Annotated in this window: 16 protein-coding genes; 6 read left to right on the top strand and 10 right to left on the bottom strand. The window is 72.6% G+C overall.

Features of this window, described 5'->3' with window-relative positions; all coding sequences use genetic code 11:
• Positions 1-6 precede the first annotated feature (6 nt).
• From ACTWQH_RS22465 to ACTWQH_RS22450, 4 genes are read right to left on the bottom strand one after another with little or no spacing between them, the layout of a single operon-like run.
• Positions 7-918, bottom strand: coding sequence for a carbohydrate ABC transporter permease (locus ACTWQH_RS22465; protein WP_443288489.1), 912 nt, complete (start codon positions 916-918; stop codon positions 7-9).
• Positions 915-1886 (bottom strand): carbohydrate ABC transporter permease, encoded by a 972-nt coding sequence (locus ACTWQH_RS22460; protein WP_443288488.1) that lies wholly within the window; start codon positions 1884-1886, stop codon positions 915-917. Before ACTWQH_RS22460 ends, ACTWQH_RS22465 begins: the two co-directional genes overlap by 4 nt.
• Positions 1886-3199 (bottom strand): ABC transporter substrate-binding protein, encoded by a 1314-nt coding sequence (locus tag ACTWQH_RS22455; RefSeq protein WP_443288487.1) that lies wholly within the window; start codon positions 3197-3199, stop codon positions 1886-1888. Before ACTWQH_RS22455 ends, ACTWQH_RS22460 begins: the two co-directional genes overlap by 1 nt.
• Positions 3196-4026 (bottom strand): IclR family transcriptional regulator, encoded by an 831-nt coding sequence (locus ACTWQH_RS22450; RefSeq protein ID WP_443288486.1) that lies wholly within the window; start codon positions 4024-4026, stop codon positions 3196-3198. Before ACTWQH_RS22450 ends, ACTWQH_RS22455 begins: the two co-directional genes overlap by 4 nt.
• A gap of 197 nt (positions 4027-4223) precedes the next feature.
• Here ACTWQH_RS22450 and ACTWQH_RS22445 point away from each other — a divergent pair, with 197 nt between their 5' ends.
• On the top strand, positions 4224-4763 hold the full coding sequence (locus ACTWQH_RS22445; RefSeq protein WP_443288485.1) for a DUF5709 domain-containing protein: 540 nt from the start codon (positions 4224-4226) through the stop codon (positions 4761-4763).
• On the opposite strand, the gene ACTWQH_RS22440 is transcribed toward ACTWQH_RS22445, so the two are convergent.
• Positions 4760-5569, bottom strand: a complete 810-nt coding sequence (locus ACTWQH_RS22440) for an alpha/beta fold hydrolase (RefSeq protein WP_443288484.1) — start codon at positions 5567-5569, stop codon at positions 4760-4762. The genes ACTWQH_RS22445 and ACTWQH_RS22440 overlap by 4 nt on opposite strands.
• Before the next feature lie 110 nt (positions 5570-5679).
• On the opposite strand from ACTWQH_RS22440, the gene ACTWQH_RS22435 reads away from it, so the two are divergent.
• On the top strand, positions 5680-7026 hold the full coding sequence (locus tag ACTWQH_RS22435) for an aminotransferase-like domain-containing protein (protein ID WP_443288522.1): 1347 nt from the start codon (positions 5680-5682) through the stop codon (positions 7024-7026).
• Between the two features lie 141 nt (positions 7027-7167).
• Here ACTWQH_RS22435 and ACTWQH_RS22430 read toward each other — a convergent pair whose 3' ends face one another.
• Both ACTWQH_RS22430 and ACTWQH_RS22425 read right to left on the bottom strand, forming a co-directional pair.
• The gene (locus ACTWQH_RS22430) at positions 7168-7518 is read right to left on the bottom strand and encodes a type II toxin-antitoxin system PemK/MazF family toxin (RefSeq protein ID WP_443288483.1); all 351 of its coding nucleotides are present in this window, start codon (positions 7516-7518) and stop codon (positions 7168-7170) included.
• Positions 7505-7735 (bottom strand): antitoxin, encoded by a 231-nt coding sequence (locus tag ACTWQH_RS22425; protein ID WP_443288482.1) that lies wholly within the window; start codon positions 7733-7735, stop codon positions 7505-7507. Before ACTWQH_RS22425 ends, ACTWQH_RS22430 begins: the two co-directional genes overlap by 14 nt.
• Positions 7736-7997: 262 nt before the next feature.
• Here ACTWQH_RS22425 and ACTWQH_RS22420 point away from each other — a divergent pair, with 262 nt between their 5' ends.
• Together ACTWQH_RS22420 and ACTWQH_RS22415 are read left to right on the top strand one after the other, a co-directional pair.
• On the top strand, positions 7998-8201 hold the full coding sequence (locus tag ACTWQH_RS22420; protein WP_443288481.1) for a cold-shock protein: 204 nt from the start codon (positions 7998-8000) through the stop codon (positions 8199-8201).
• A 76-nt stretch (positions 8202-8277) separates the two neighbouring features.
• The gene (locus tag ACTWQH_RS22415; protein WP_443288480.1) at positions 8278-9348 is read left to right on the top strand and encodes a fatty acid desaturase family protein; all 1071 of its coding nucleotides are present in this window, start codon (positions 8278-8280) and stop codon (positions 9346-9348) included.
• A 9-nt stretch (positions 9349-9357) separates the two neighbouring features.
• Here the strand turns inward: ACTWQH_RS22415 and ACTWQH_RS22410 are convergent, their stop codons facing one another.
• The 3 genes from ACTWQH_RS22410 to ACTWQH_RS22400 all read right to left on the bottom strand — a co-directional run bounded on the left by ACTWQH_RS22410 (position 9358) and on the right by ACTWQH_RS22400 (position 12358).
• The gene (locus ACTWQH_RS22410; protein ID WP_443288479.1) at positions 9358-10140 is read right to left on the bottom strand and encodes a uracil-DNA glycosylase; all 783 of its coding nucleotides are present in this window, start codon (positions 10138-10140) and stop codon (positions 9358-9360) included.
• 22 nt (positions 10141-10162) lie between these two features.
• Positions 10163-11077: an aminoglycoside phosphotransferase family protein gene (locus tag ACTWQH_RS22405; RefSeq protein WP_443288478.1), complete on the bottom strand. Its 915-nt coding sequence runs from the start codon at positions 11075-11077 to the stop codon at positions 10163-10165.
• Positions 11078-11173: 96 nt separating this feature from the next.
• Positions 11174-12358, bottom strand: coding sequence for an acyltransferase family protein (locus ACTWQH_RS22400; protein WP_443288477.1), 1185 nt, complete (start codon positions 12356-12358; stop codon positions 11174-11176).
• 163 nt (positions 12359-12521) lie between these two features.
• On the opposite strand from ACTWQH_RS22400, the gene ACTWQH_RS22395 reads away from it, so the two are divergent.
• Together ACTWQH_RS22395 and ACTWQH_RS22390 are read left to right on the top strand one after the other, a co-directional pair.
• The gene (locus ACTWQH_RS22395) at positions 12522-12980 is read left to right on the top strand and encodes an RrF2 family transcriptional regulator (protein ID WP_443288476.1); all 459 of its coding nucleotides are present in this window, start codon (positions 12522-12524) and stop codon (positions 12978-12980) included.
• Positions 12981-13217: 237 nt separating this feature from the next.
• Entirely contained in the window at positions 13218-14153 is a 936-nt protein-coding gene (locus tag ACTWQH_RS22390; RefSeq protein WP_443288475.1) for a sulfite exporter TauE/SafE family protein, read from the top strand.
• Positions 14154-14584 lie beyond the last annotated feature (431 nt).

The following is a 14584-nucleotide window of genomic DNA, read 5'->3' as shown; positions in this document are numbered from 1 at the left end:
GCGTCCTCACTTCAGGCCGGTGGCGGCGATGCCACGCACGATGTGGCGTTGGAGCACCAGGAAGATCACCACGACCGGCAGCATGCTGACCACCGACATGGCGAGGATGTAGTTGAACGGCGTGACGAGCTGGCTGTTGAACTGGGCCAGCGCCACGGGGAGGGTGTAGGTCGACTCGTCCTGGCTGATGATCAGCGGCCACAGGAAGTCGTTCCAGCGCCACATCACCGAGAAGATCGTCACGACGGCGAGGGCCGGGCCGCACAGCGGCAGGATGATCCGCGCGAAGATGCGGAACTCGCCCGCGCCGTCCATCCGCGCGGCCTCGATCAGGTCGTCGGGGATGCTGAGCATGTACTGCCGCAGCAGGAAGACGCCGGTCGGGGTGGCGGCGGGCGGGATGATCAGGCCCCACAGGGAGTTGACCAGGCCGAGGTCGGCGGCCGTCTGGTAGACGGGGATGAAGATGAGCTGGAGCGGGATCATGATGGTCCCCAGCACCAGCAGGAACAGGGCGTGCCGGCCACGGAAGTTGTACTTGGCCAGGCCGTAGGCGCACATCGTGTTGACGACCAGCGTCAGCAGGGTCGCGCCGAGGGTCACGATCACGCTGTTCTTCAGGTAGAGGCTGAAGTCGAACGTGCCGAGCGCCTCCGTGTAGTTGCTGGTGTCCAGCGAGTCGGGCAGCAGGGAGGGCGGCGACTGGGCCAGCTCCGACTGGCTCTTGAAGGAGGACAGCACCGCCCACACCACGGGCGCGAGCACCACGATCGACAGGCCGATGAGGATGGCGTACGTCAGGACCCGCCCGGCGCTGGGCCGGGCGGCGCCGGTGCCGCCGCTCATCGACGTCCACTGGCGCTTGCCGCGCGGGTCGCGCACGGTCTTCAGGACGGACAGGCCGCCGCTGCTGCTCACGACGCCTCCTTCCGCTGGGCGAAGAGGTAGTTGAGGACGGTCAGCGCGAAGACGGTGCAGAACAGCACCACGCCGGCCGCCGCGGCCAGGCCGTAGTCGATGGGCGTGGTGAAGGCGTTGGTGTAGATGTACTGGATCATCAGCGTGGTCGCGCCGATCGGCCCGCCGCCGGTGAGGGTCCAGATGTAGTCGAACGCCTGGAACCCGGCGATGAGGCTGAGGATGACGACGACCATCGTGGTGTTGCGCAGCAGCGGCAGGGTGATCAGGCGCAGCTGCTGCCAGCTGCTGGCGCCGTCGATGCGGGCCGCCTCGTAGTAGTTCGGGTCGATGCTCTGCAGGCCGGCCAGGATGATGAGGATGTAGAAGCCGAGGTGCATCCACAGCCCGACGCCGATCACCACCACCATCGCCAGGGTGTCGTCGACGAGCCAGCCGGGCTTGCCCATCCCGGCCCCGTCGAGGACGGTGTTGAGCAGCCCGTTGTTGCGCTCGAAGATCCAGCCCCAGATCAGGCCGACGACCACCGGCGAGATCACCACGGGCAGGAAGAACACCGTGCGGAAGAACGCCCTGCCCCTGATGTTCTGGTTGAGCAGCAGGGCCAGGCCGATGGCCAGCACCGTGGTGAGGACGACGAACGCCACCGCGAAGACCGCCGTGTGCCGGGCGGCCTCCCAGAACGCGTCGTCGCTGAACAGCTCGCCGTAGTTCTCGGTGCCGGTGTAGGTGAAGTCGCGGCCGTTGTCGCTGTCGTACAGGCTGATGTTGACGTTGTTGATCGCCGGATAGATGACGAAGACGCCGAAGATCGCCATGTTCGGCAGCACGAACAGGTACGGCGCCACCCGCTGGTTCCACGGCTTGACGGAACGCCGGCGCGGTCCGCCCCGGCGGGCCGGGCGGTCCTCCCGCCCGGCGCGCCGAGTCCCCTTCGTGAGGCTGCCGGCCTCAGCCGTGTCAGCCATCACCGGATCTCCTCCACCGCTTCCTCGGCCGCCGCGAGCATCGCCTCGGCCGCCTCGCGCGGCGAGGACTCCCCGGCGAGCACCTTGCTCAGCTCCAGGACGGTCGCGTCGGCCACGGCGTCGAACCCGGGGGAGAACGCCGTGCCGTACGCCGCCTCGGGCGTGCGCTGCACGTCGTCGAGGAAGACGCCCATGTCGGCGTCGCGCGTCGGGTAGGTCAGGCCCGAGTCGATGAGGTCCTTGCGCGTGGGCAGGAAGTTGGCGTCCTGGCCCAGCCGCTCCTGGGAGTCGCGGGAGTTCATGAACGCGATGAAGTCGGCGGCCGTCTCCTGCCGGGGGCTCTGCTCGAAGGACACCATGAACTTGCCGCCGGGGAAGCCGCCGCACTCCTCCTGGCAGGGGTTGGGCACGGCCCGCCAGTCGAACGCCGCGTCCGCGTCGAAGGCGCTGACCTGCCAGTTGCCGCTGAGGTACACCGGGACCTGCTCGGCGAGGAAGATCTCGTTGGCTCCCTCGTAGCGGGTGCCGGCCCCGATCCACAGGTCGGCGGGCATGGCCCCGGAGTCGTTGAGCTCGGCGAAGCGCTCGATGGCGGCCGTGGCCTTGTCGACGTCGAGGGCGACCTCGGTGCCCCCGGCGTCGAAGAAGCCGGTGCCGTACTGGCTCAGCATGGTGGAGAAGCGGTGGCCCGAGACGTCCATGGCGACGGCGTACTGCGTGTCGCCGGCCTGCTGCACCTCCTCGGCCGCCGCGACCATCTCGTCCCACGTCCACGGCTCGTCCGGCGACGGCAGCGGCACGCCCGCCGCCTCGAACTGGTCGACGTTGACCAGCGGGCCGTTCATGGTGAGGTCGCTGGGCACGGCGAGCAGCTCGCCGCCGGGCCCGGTGACGTAGGAGTCGGCGCCGTCGAGGAAGACGTCGTCCAGCGCCTTCTCCTCGAACTGGCCGAGGTCCAGCAGGTCGCCGCGGAAGGGCGTGATGTTCGTCAGGCGCGCCACGTCCGGCGCGTTGCCACCCGAGAGTCTCGCCTGGAGGCGTTGTTCGAGGTTGTCGAAGGGGACGACCTCCAGGTCGACCTTCACGCCCGTCTGCTGCTCGTACTCGGCTATGAGATCGCGGGTGGCCTGCTCGTCGGGTCCGTCGGTGAAGTAGAGATACGACAGCGTGCCGTCGTCCTCCTGCTCCACCTCGTCGTCCGAGCCGCCGCCGGGTGCGCAGGCGGCCAGCCCGGTCAGCGCGGCGGTGGCGGTGGCGGCGGCCAGGAAAGCGCGGGTGGTGTGAAGCTGCCCAAGGTGCCGAAGGTACCTCATGAGTTGCTCCCTCTGGGAAGTGCGGGTGGTGCGTAGGTGGCCGCCCCGGTGAATCCGAGCCGGCGGGACAGGAAGAGGGCCACATCGGAGATCCGGCCGGCGACCGCGGCGCGCTTGCCGAACATCCGCTCGCGCGGGCCCGCGACGCTGATGGCGCAGATCGGCGTGCCGCGCTCGTCACGGATCGGCGCGCCGAAGCACATCACGTCGGGCTCGTTCTCGCAGTTGTCGATCGAGTAGCCGCGGATGCGGGTCTCCTCCAGCTCGGCGCGCAGCCGCGCCGGATCCGTGATGGTGTGGGGCGTGTGGGCGGTCAGCACCAGCCCGCCGACGATCGCGTCGGCCTCCTCGCGCGGTAAGGCGGCCAGGTACGCCTTTCCCAGCGAGGTGCTGTGCAGCGGGCGGCGGTGGCCGAGCAGCCGCCGCACCGCGATGGAGTGGTCGGTGACGTCCTCGTGCGCGATGTAGACCATCTCGTCCCCGTCGCGGACGGCCATCAGCGCCGACTCCGACAGCTCCCGGGACAGCTCGCGCAGCCACGTCCGGGCGGCCAGGAACGGGTCGTAGCCGCTGAGCGCCGCCATGCCGAGGGTGACGGCGCGCTGCCCGAGGCTGACCTGGTCGGCGTTGCCGCTCCACTCGACGTATCCGTGCCGCCGCAGCACGCCGAGGATCCGGTAGGTGGCGCTGCGCGAGAGCTCGAGGCGTTCCGCTATCTGCGCGGCGCCCAGCGGCTGGGTGCTCGCCAGCAGGTGGAGGATGGCGAGGCCGCGCTCCAGCGTCCCTGCCCGGCGGTCCAGGCCGTCCGGCACATCGTGTTCACTCACTGCGACACCTCCGCGTCCCATTCAGCGACATTGCTGACCCATGAGTGCGAGCGAACGTAACGTAAGCGCTTACTAGCGTCAATGGCTGGTGCAGCATCCCGATGAGCGGCACAGCGAAAGCGCTCCGGGAGAGGCGAATGCCCGGTGGGTACTCGTCGCCCGTACGCCGCACGGTGACGTCAGAAGGGTGGTCGGTCATGCCGGACGACGCCAGGGGGAGCAGGAGGAAGAAGCCCGGGAACGAGCCGATGGGCGACGACGTGTACCAGCCGGCCGACGACGGCGGGGATGGCGTCACGTACACCGGTGACATGGAGAACGCCCTCGACGAGCCGGACTACGACGAGACGCTGGACATGGGCTACTCGCCGCCCGAGAAGCCCCGGGCCGTGGCGGCGCACGGCACGACGGCGCGGGAGCAGCGGGACGGGGAGCCGCTGGACGCCAGCCTGGCCGAGGAGGTGCCGGACATCGCGGCGCCGGGCGGTGACGGGATCGGCGACCAGGAGGGGATGTGGGGGGAGCCGGTGGCCGACAGCCTGGCGGGGGAGGAGCGGACGGGCCGCCTGGCGGCGTCCGACGAGCCGGCCCGCCGCCGCACGCGCCTGACGGCCCGCGACGTCGGCGTCAACGGCGGCGCGGCCAGCGCGGAGGAGGCGGCGATGCACACCTTCGACCCCGAGCGGGAGGACGGGCGGGAATCCGGGCGGGAAGCCGGGCGGGAGGACGAGACCTAGCCGTCGGAGGGCCCCAGCGCGTCGAGGAAGCGGCGCAGCGCGGCGTTGAAGGGCTCCGGGCGCTCAAGGTTGGGCAGGTGGCCCGCCCCGGCGATGACCTCCAGCGCGGAGCCGGGAACGAGGTCGTGGATGAGCTGGGCATCGGGGATGGGCGTGAACTCGTCCTCGGCGCCGACCACGACGAGGGCGGGAACGGCGACGCGCGGCAGCATCCCGGCGTAGTCCGGCCGCTCGGCGCGGCCCCGGAGCGCGGCGGCGGCGCCCTCGGGAGGGGCGCCGCGCATCATGGCGAGCACGTGCCGGGCCACGTCCGGGCTGGACTCGGTCGTGCCGGGCGCGATCATCTTCGGCAGCGCCTCCTCGGCGTACCCGGCCATGCCCTCGCGGAGCAGCCGGTCGGCGGCGGCGTTGCGCTGCCGCCTGCCCTCCTCGGTCTCGGCGGCGGCGAAGGTGTCCGCCAGCAGCAGGGCGCGGATGCGGCGGGGGAAGAGGCGGTAGCACTCCATGGCGATCTGGCCGCCCATGGACAGGCCGCCGAGGACGAAGCGCTCCACGCCGAGGTGGTCGAGGAGCGCGGCGATGTCGCGGGCGAAGGTCCCCAGCGTCGTGACGCCGGGCACGACGGCGCTCGCGCCGTACCCCCGCAGGTCGGGGACGATGACCCGCCAGCCCTCGCGGGCGAACGCCGTCGCCTGCGGCCGCCACATCGTGCGGTCGAAGGGGTGGCCGTGGACGAGGACGAGCGGCTCGCCCTCGCCGTGCTCGTCGTACGCCAGCGTGATCCCGTTCAGCGACGCCGTGCCCATCCGGTCTGCCCTCCCCGTGGTGCCTTGACGGCTTCAGGCTATGCGGGGCAATATTTCGGTGCAATAGGAGAATTGTTCTCGGTGCAATCTCGGTGCGATCTGGGGTGGTTGTGGACGACTACCGCGCGATCGCCGACCGGCTCGCGGCGGACATCGCGGCCGGCCGGCTCCGGCCGGGCGAACGCCTGCCGCCGCAACGCCGGTTCGCCCGGCAGCACGGCATCGCCAGCTCCACCGCGGCCCGGGTCTACGGCGAGCTGGTGCGGCGCGGCCTCGCCGTCGGGGAGGTGGGCCGCGGCACCTTCGTGCGCGCGGGCGAGCCGCGCCCGCAGCCCGCGCTCGCCGAGCCGACGCCCGGGGCCCGCGTCGACCTGGAGCTGAACTTCCCGACGCTGCCCGGCCAGCCGGAGCTGCTCGCAGGCGGCGTCGGCCGGCTGCTGGCCCCCGCCCGGCTGGCCGCGAGCCTGCGGCCGGTCGGCGCCGCGGGCACGCCGGCCGCGCGCGAGGCCGCCGCCGCGCTGCTGGCCCGCGGCGGCTGGCGGCCGGACCCCGACCGGGTGCTGTTCGCCGGCAACGGCAGGCAGGCCATCGCCGCCGCCGTGGCCGCGCTGGTGCCCCCGGGCGGGCGGCTGGGCGTCGAGGAGCTGACCTACCCGGTGGTGAAGGGCATCGCCACGCGCCTGGGCGTCACCCTCGTCCCGCTGGCGATGGACGATGACGGGCTCGTGCCGGACGCCGTGGCCGCCGCCGCGAGCGCCGCGCGGCCCCCGCACGCCGTCTACCTCCAGCCGGCGCTGCACAACCCCCTCGGCGTCACGATGCCCGGCACCCGCCGGGCCGGCCTCGCCGAGGTCCTGCGGCGGCACGACATCCCGGCGGTCGAGGACGCCGTCTACGGATTCCTCCGCGACGACCTGCCGCCGCTGGCCGCGCTCGCGCCCGAGCGCACCATCGTCGTCGACAGCCTCACCAAACGCCTGAGCCCCGGCCTGACCCTCGGCTTCGCCGTGGCGCCGCCCGGCCCCCGCGCGGACGCCCTCGCCTCCGCGCTCAGGACCGGGGGCTGGGCGGCGCCCCGCTTCGCGCTCGACGCGGCGGCGCAGTGGATCGGCGACGGCACGGCCGCCGCGATCGAGGCCGGCAAACGCCAGGACGCGGCGGCGCGGCAGCGGCTGGCGGCCGAGCGGCTCGCGGGATTCGCCCTGCGCGCCGACGCGCGCGCCTACCACTGCTGGTGGCGGCTGCCCGACCCCTGGCGGGCGGAGACGTTCGTGGCCGCCGCGGCCCGCCAGGGCATCGCGGTCACCCCGGCCGCCGCGTTCGCCGTCGCCCCGGGGCGTGCGCCCAACGCCGTGCGGCTCGCCCTCTCCTCGCCGCCCGCCGACGCGCTGGCGGCGGCGCTGGACCTGCTCGCGGCGCTGGCCCGCCGGACCCCGGAGGACGTCGGCCCCGAGTGACGGGGCCGCCCCGGCGTTGCGGTGCTGCGGTGCTGCGGTGCTGGTCGGGCCCGGCGTTACGTCGGTGAGGAAGCAGTCAGAGAGGAAGCAATCGGATCGGAACCGATCACTTTCGACGATGCCGGGGATTCGTCGGAGGACTCAGAGCGCCAGGTGGCGCCGCAGTGCCGTGTCGATCTCGGCCATCCGCCGGCGCGGCAGTGAGCCGATGCGGTGCCGCATCCGGTCCGGCGCGACCGCGCGGACCTGTTCGCACTGCGCCTTGGAGTCCTTGACCAGCCCTCCGCACTCGTCCGCGCGGAGGAAGACCTGGAAGGTGAGCACGCGGGTGGTGTTCGAGGTGAGGGGCACGACGGTGACGACGCCCTTGCCGGTGCGCTCGGCCGCCCGGTTCGCTCCGTCGTTGGAGACGACGACCGCCGGGCGCGCCTTGTTCGCCTCGCTGCCGCGTGCCGGTTCGAAGTCGATCAGGTAGACGTCACCGCGGCGCATCCGCGAGCCCGTCACCCGTCGTCCGGTCCCAGAGCCCGGCGTCCTCGCCGCCGTCCCACTCCTCGAACGCGTCCGCGTACTCCGCTTCGAGGTCGGCGGATCGCAGGGCGTCGATCGCGGCGTGCAGGGCGGCGGAGCGCGACGCGGCGGCGGTGCGCTCGGCGTAGGCGTCGAGAAAGGCCACGTCCTCCTGGGGCAGGCTCACACTGATCTTCATACCGTCGATGCTACCTCGGGTATGACTCGCTGTGCTACGCGATGCGGTCCCCCGTGTGCCCCAGAACACGCCCGCCCCGCGGCGCCGTCCTGTACGTTGGTCAGTGGTTGTAGACGAAGTTTGCGAACGTGGAAACGCCCGTGAAGTTCTGACAACGGGCGTTTCGCCGTGTTTGAGAAGTCATCTTCGAGGACGGGCGGTCAGCGGCCCGGTGCATGCGACCTTGCACAGCTTGTAATCGACACCTCGAAGGACAAACGCAATGGCTCAGGGAACCGTGAAGTGGTTCAACGCGGAAAAGGGCTTCGGCTTCATCGCGCCGGACGACGGCAGCGCTGACATCTTCGTTCACCACTCGGCGATCGAAAGCAACGGCTACCGCTCCCTGGAGGAGAACCAGCGGGTGGAGTTCACCGCAAGCCGGGGGCCGAAGGGGATGCAGGCCGACCAGGTCCGCGCCCTCTGATCTACCCCGTTCGACGCGAGGCGGGCCAGGCCACTGGTCCGCCTCGTGCCATGTCCAAGGGTCCAAGGAGGACGCCGTGGCCACCGACACCCCCGCTCCGTCCGTATCCGCCGACGCCCCCGCGGCCGTCCGCACGCGGGGCAGCGACTACGCCGTGCTCTCCCGCGAGGTGAAGCAGGCCGGGCTGCTGAAGAGGCGGCCGGGCTACTACTCCGTCAGGATCACGGCGAACCTGCTCCTGCTGGGCGCCGGCTGGACGGCGTTCGCCCTGCTCGGGCCGACCTGGTGGCAGCTGCTGGTCGCGGCGTTCCTGGGGGCGGTGTTCACGCAGACCGCGTTCATCGGGCACGACGCCGGGCACCACCAGATCGCCGCCTCCAAGCGCGTCAACGACCTGCTCGGCCGCCTCCACGGCAACCTGCTGATCGGGCTCAGCTACCGCTGGTGGATCTCCAAGCACAACCGGCACCACGCCCACCCCAACCAGGTCGACCGCGACCCCGACATAGCCAACGGCGCGCTCGCCTTCACCGAGGACCACGCGCGCGCCCGCCGGGGACCGCACGCCTGGCTCGCGCGCCACCAGGCGTGGCTGTTCTTCCCGATGCTCCTGCTGGAGGGCTTCAACCTGCACTTCGCCGCCGTGCGCTCCCTCCTCACCCGCGCCGGTGCCCCGCGCCGGACCAGGCTCGCCGAGGGAGGCCTGCTGGCCGCCCACGTCGTCGGCTACCTGGCCGCGCTGTTCCTGGTGCTGTCGCCCGTCCAGGCGGTGTGCTTCCTGCTGGTGCAGCAGGGGCTGTTCGGTCTGTACATGGGGTGCTCGTTCGCGCCCAACCACAAGGGGATGCCCGTCTTCGCCAAGGACGACAGGACCGACTTCCTGCGCCGGCAGGTGCTGACCTCGCGCAACATCCGCGGCCGGCGCCTGACCGACTTCGCGCTCGGCGGGCTGAACTACCAGATCGAGCACCACCTCTTCCCCTCCATGCCGCGGCCCAACCTGGGGCGTGCGCAACAGATCGTGCGGGCGTTCTGCGCGCGGCACGGCATCCCCTACCACGAGACCGGGCTCGTCACCTCCTACGCCCAGGTCCTGCGACACCTCCACGCGGTGGGCGGTCCGCTCCGCCCCGAGCTGGAGTACTGAGCGCCACCGTCAGGTTCGGCTCGGCGCCGGGCCGGGCCGCGCCGGGCTGGGCCGCGCCGGGGTCAGCCCGGCCGCGTCCCGTGCCGCGGCGAGGACGTCGCGGAGCATGGCGGGGGTCAGGAGGCCGGTGAAGGTGTTGCGCTGGCTGACGTGGTAGCAGCCGAAGAGGGCCAGCGGCGGGTCGCCGTCCAGCGTGACGCGCGCGCCGTGGGCGAACGCCGGGCGCGGGCGGGGCACGGCCCAGCCCGCCGCGGCGAGCGCGGGGAGGGTGGCCTGCCAGCCGAAGCCGCCGAGGATGACGACCGAGCGGAGGGTCGGGCGCAGCAGGCGCAGCTCGTCGACCAGCCAGGGGCGGCAGTTCTCGCGCTCGGCCGGGGTGGGGCGGTTGTCCGGGGGCGCGCAGTGCACGGGGGCCGTGACGCGCACGCCGTGGAGGACCAGGCCGTCGTCGCGGTGGGTGGCGGTGGGCTGACTGGCCAGGCCCACGGCGTGCAGGGCGGCGTACAGCACGTCGCCGGAGCGGTCGCCGGTGAACATCCGCCCGGTGCGGTTCCCGCCGTGCGCGGCCGGGGCCAGGCCCACCACCAGCATCGCGGCGTCCGCCGGGCCGAAGCCGGGCACCGGGCGGCCCCAGTAGTCCCACGAGGCGTACGCCGCGCGGCGGGTGCGCGCGACCTCTTCCCGCCAGGCCACCAGGCGCGGGCAGGCCCGGCAGCCGCCGACCCGCTCGTCCAGCTCGTCCAGATCGGTCAGGTCGGTCAGGTCGGTCAGCTCGGTGTCGGCGTTCCCCATCGTGTCCTCCGGTGTCCTGCCTTCACCCAGCGTAGGAGGCGGCGAGGACCTTGTTGAGGGCGTTGGTGGCCTGGCGGATCATGCCGGGGTTGGTGTCCCAGTAGTAGGCCAGGGCTGTGACGGCCTGGTAGAGGGCCCAGCCGCGGCCGCGCAGCCAGGAGGCGTCGTCGACGGCGAGCTCGGCGCGGAAGCGCTCGCGGCTGGGGCCGGTGAAGACGTTCCATGCGGGCTGGAGGTCGCAGGCGGGGTCGCCGACGCCCAGGGCGCCCCAGTCGATGATGGCGGAGAGGCGGCCGTCGACGACGAGGAGGTTGCCGGGCAGCAGGTCGCCGTGGAGCCACTGCTCGTCGCCGTCCCAGGGCGGGGCGGCGAGGGACTCCTCCCAGGAGCGGAGGGCGGCGGCGCCGTCGATGCGGTCGCCGAGCTGGTCGATGGCGTGGCGTACGTGCGCGTCGAGCTCGGCGAGCGGCGCGCCCCGGGCGCCCTCGGCGCGGGGCGGGGCACCGGTGGTGTCGACGCGGCGGAGCGCGGTGATGAACGCCGCGAGGCCGGCCGCCGCCCGGTCCAGGTCGTGAAGCGTGCCGTTGGCGTTCGCGCCCGGCAGCCACTCGTAGACGGACCAGGAGTGCGGGTAGCCCTCGGCCGGGCGGCCCATCGCGAGCTGCACGGGCAGCGCCAGCGGCAGGTACGGGGCGAGCCTCGGCAGCCACTCGGCCTCCTTCGCCGCCTGCCCCGTGGCCCATCCGATGCGCGGCAGGCGGACGGACATGCGGTCGCCGAGCCGGTAGATGGTGTGGTCGGTGCCGTAGGAGTCCACGGGCGCGACGGGCAGGCCGGCCCACTGCGGGAACTGCCCGGCGAGGAGGCGGCGTACGAGCGCGGGGCTGGTCACCACCTCGTCGGCGTGCATCCTGGCTGGCTGCGGGGGTGTGCTCATCCGCGTCATCATCGTGAACGCCGCCGGCCGGCGGCAACCGAGTTTGCGGCGGCCGCGGCGCCCGCGCCCGCGTGCCCGGCGGCGCTGACCGCACCCTCAGCGCAGCTCCGGCATCCGCAGGCGGTCCACGGCCTGGTTGAGGTGGCGTTTCATGACGCGGGAGGCGGGGCGTTCGACGAGGCGGTGGATGAGCCAGCTCGCGACGAGGCCGGAGGCGATCAGGGCCAGGAGGAGGAGGCGGGGGTCGAGGTCGTCGTGGAGGAGAGCGATCGCGGTGAGGCCGATGGCGTAGTGGATGAGGTAGTAGGGGTAGCTCATCGAGCCCGCCACCGTCAGCCACCTGCCGCGCATGCGCGTGAGGCGGGGGAAGAGACCGAGCGCGATGGCCACCATGAGGGCGAGGAAGGCGGTGTAGAGGACGAGCGCGCCGCGCCAGGAGGAGACGCTCTCGTAGGCGACGCGGTCGATCAGCTCGTACTGGCCCAGCAGCCAGGACATGCCGAGCATCCCCCACAGCAGCAGGTCGGGGCCGAAGCGGTGCATGAGGTAGAGCGCGAGCCCGGCGATGAAGAACGGCGCGCCGGAGGGGTTGGCGACGAGGGTCAGCAGCTCGGAGTCGGCGCTGTGCGCGATGGCGGCGAGGAAGCCCCAGGCGCCGCAGAAGATCACGACCTTGCGGTAGGTGAGGGGGCCCGCGATCGCCATGAGGAGGAGGAAGGCGAGGTAGAAGCGCAGCTCGGACCAGAGCGTCCAGTAGACGCCGTCCACGCCGCGCACGTCGAAGGCCTCCTGGAGCATGGTCATGTTGAGGAGCGTCCCGCTGTAGGGGAGGGGGTCGCGCGCCACCGGCCAGATGGCGATCACGGTGGCGGTGAGCAGGATCGCGAACCAGTAGGCGGGGTAGAGGCGGACCACGCGGGAGACGAAGAAGTCGCGCGGGCGCTTGCCCCAGCAGGACATGCAGATCACGAAGCCGCTGATGACGAAGAAGAACTCGACGCCGATCCAGCCGTAGACGGCGACGGAGAAGAGGTCGGGGAAGATGTCCTCGACCGGGCGGCCCCAGGGGGAGGAGTTGGGCTTGTTGACCCGGAAGGTGCCGACGTAGTGGTGCACGGCCACCATGAGCGCGGCGAGCAGGCGCAGGCCGTCGAGGATGTACAGCCGCGGGGCACCGCCGCCGCCCGAGCCGCCGGCCTTGGTGGACTCGGCGGCCGTGGCGGCCCTGGCTGCCTCGGCCTGCCGGTCCGGCCGGGCGGGGCTTCGGGTCATGGTGGCCATGCGTGGCTCCCTGCGTCGGTCCCTGCGGTTGATCCCTGCGATTGGTCGATCCTCGCCAATCTTCCCTAGATAAGCGGTAGGAAAGGTAGGTTACAAGCCACAGGGCGTGATCGCTGCCTGGGGGGGTGGAGTAGTAGTGCGCCGGGTGGCGGATAATGGCCTCATGCGCGTCTCGGCAAGAGCAGATTACGCCGTGCGTGCCGCCCTGGAGCTGGCGGCCGCACGGGGCGGTGACCCCGTGAAGGCCGAGGCGATCGCCGAGGCCCAGGGCATCCCGCACAAGTTTCTCGAAAGCATCCTCAACGACATGCGCCGCGCGAGGATCGTTGTCAGCCAGCGCGGCGGCCACGGCGGGTACCGGCTGGCGGCGCCGCCGGAGAGCATCAGCATCGCCGATGTGATCCGCGCGGTGGACGGGCCGCTGGTCTCCGTGCGTGGCGAAAGGCCGCCCGAGCTGTCGTACACGGGGCCGGCGCAGTCGCTGCAGCCGATGTGGATCGCGGTCCGGGCCAACGTCCGCAAGATCCTCGGCGAGGTCTCACTGGCCGACGTGGCGGCGGCGAAGCTGCCCTCGGACGTCCACGACCTCCTCGATCTGCCGGACTCCTGGACCAATCCCTGAGCGAACCTGAGTGAACCTGACTGAACTCTGAGCGGGTCGGGCCCGCAAGGGCCCCTGGTGCGCCCCTGATGAAACCGCCATTGATGCGGTAGTTGAGCAGTCACGCTCTGGCGCGTGACCAAGTCCACGCGTCCACTTTCTTCTGGCCGGATGACGCCGGTCGGTTTTCCCTATAAATTCCCTGGGAAACATCGGGATGTTCCGCGGGTCCACACACGGGCAACACATGAGGTGCACATGAAGACGCTGATCCTGCTGGCGCTGGCCGGCCTTGGCGCCCAACTCGTCGACGGCAGCCTGGGGATGGCGTACGGCGTCACCTCCACCACCCTCCTGCTGGCAGCAGGCACCAACCCGGCCGCCGCCTCGGCCACGGTGCACCTGGCGGAGATCGGGACGACGCTGATATCCGGGGCCTCGCACTGGCGCTTCGGCAACGTCGACTGGCGGGTCGTGGCGAAGATCGGCATACCGGGGGCGGTCGGCGCGTTCCTCGGCGCGAACGTCCTCTCCAACCTCTCCACCGAGGCGGCAGAGCCGACCATGGCCCTCATCCTGCTCGCTCTCGGCATCTACGTCTTCACCCGCTTCACCCTCGCCGGGCTGCCGTCCGCGAACCTGGGCAAGCCCCTGCGCAAGCGGTTCCTCGGGCCGCTGGGGCTGGTGGCGGGCTTCGTCGACGCCACGGGCGGCGGCGGGTGGGGCCCGGTCGGCACGCCGGCCATCCTCGCCAGCGGGCGCATGGAGCCCCGCAAGGTGATCGGGTCGGTCGACACCAGCGAGTTCCTGGTCGCCGTCGCCGCCAGCCTGGGCTTCCTCACCGGCCTGAGCGACGAGGGCGTCGACGCCGGCTGGGTGGTGGCGCTGCTGCTCGGCGGCATGATCGCCGCGCCCATCGCGGCCTGGCTGGTGCGCCACGTCCCGCCCCGCATCCTCGGCTCGGCCGTGGGCGGCCTCATCATCATCACCAACGCGCGCACGCTGCTGCGCGGCGACTGGATCAACGCGAGCGACGCGACGTGCTTCGTCGTGTACGCGCTGCTGTACGCCCTGTGGGCCGTGGCCCTCGCCTACTCCCTGCGCGAGCACAGGCGCGCGCTCGCCGCGGAGCGCGCCGAGCGCGAGGCGGAGGCGGCGCGGCAGCCGGCGGAGGCGCCCACGTCCACGGCGTAGGCCCGGAGCCGGCCCCGCGCGCCCTCTCGGCGGGCGGGACCGGAGGGCCGGCGCCGCGTGCGCGGCGGCCACGCGCGGACGCGCCTGGGCGGGCGGCGGCGTCGAGGCAGGCGCCGGAACCCGCCCGCCCTCCCGGCGGGTGCCGTGCCGGGCCGCCGACCGGTCGCGGCCGTGGCCGCCGCCGTCAGGCGTCGTGCGCCGCCGTGAGTCCCTGCCCGGGGCGGTGGGCCGGGGCCCTGGCGGGCGCGGGGCGCCGCCGTGGCCCGGCGTCGATGTGCCGGGCGCCGTGGCCCGCCGCCGCGCTGCCCTGGGCGGGCCCTGCCGCCATCCGGTGCTGTGGCCGCCGCTCACCCCCCGCCGCACGGGCCGGGGCTCCGCCCCCGAACCCCCCGCCGGCCCGTCGCAGACCACTCAGGTGGCCTGGAGGTTGT

Source organism: Streptomyces sp. 6N223 (assembly GCF_052246635.1).
Taxonomy (GTDB): domain Bacteria; phylum Actinomycetota; class Actinomycetes; order Streptomycetales; family Streptomycetaceae; genus Streptomyces.
Note: the sequence above shows the minus strand (reverse complement) of the source record. Positions and strands in the feature narration are given on the sequence as shown.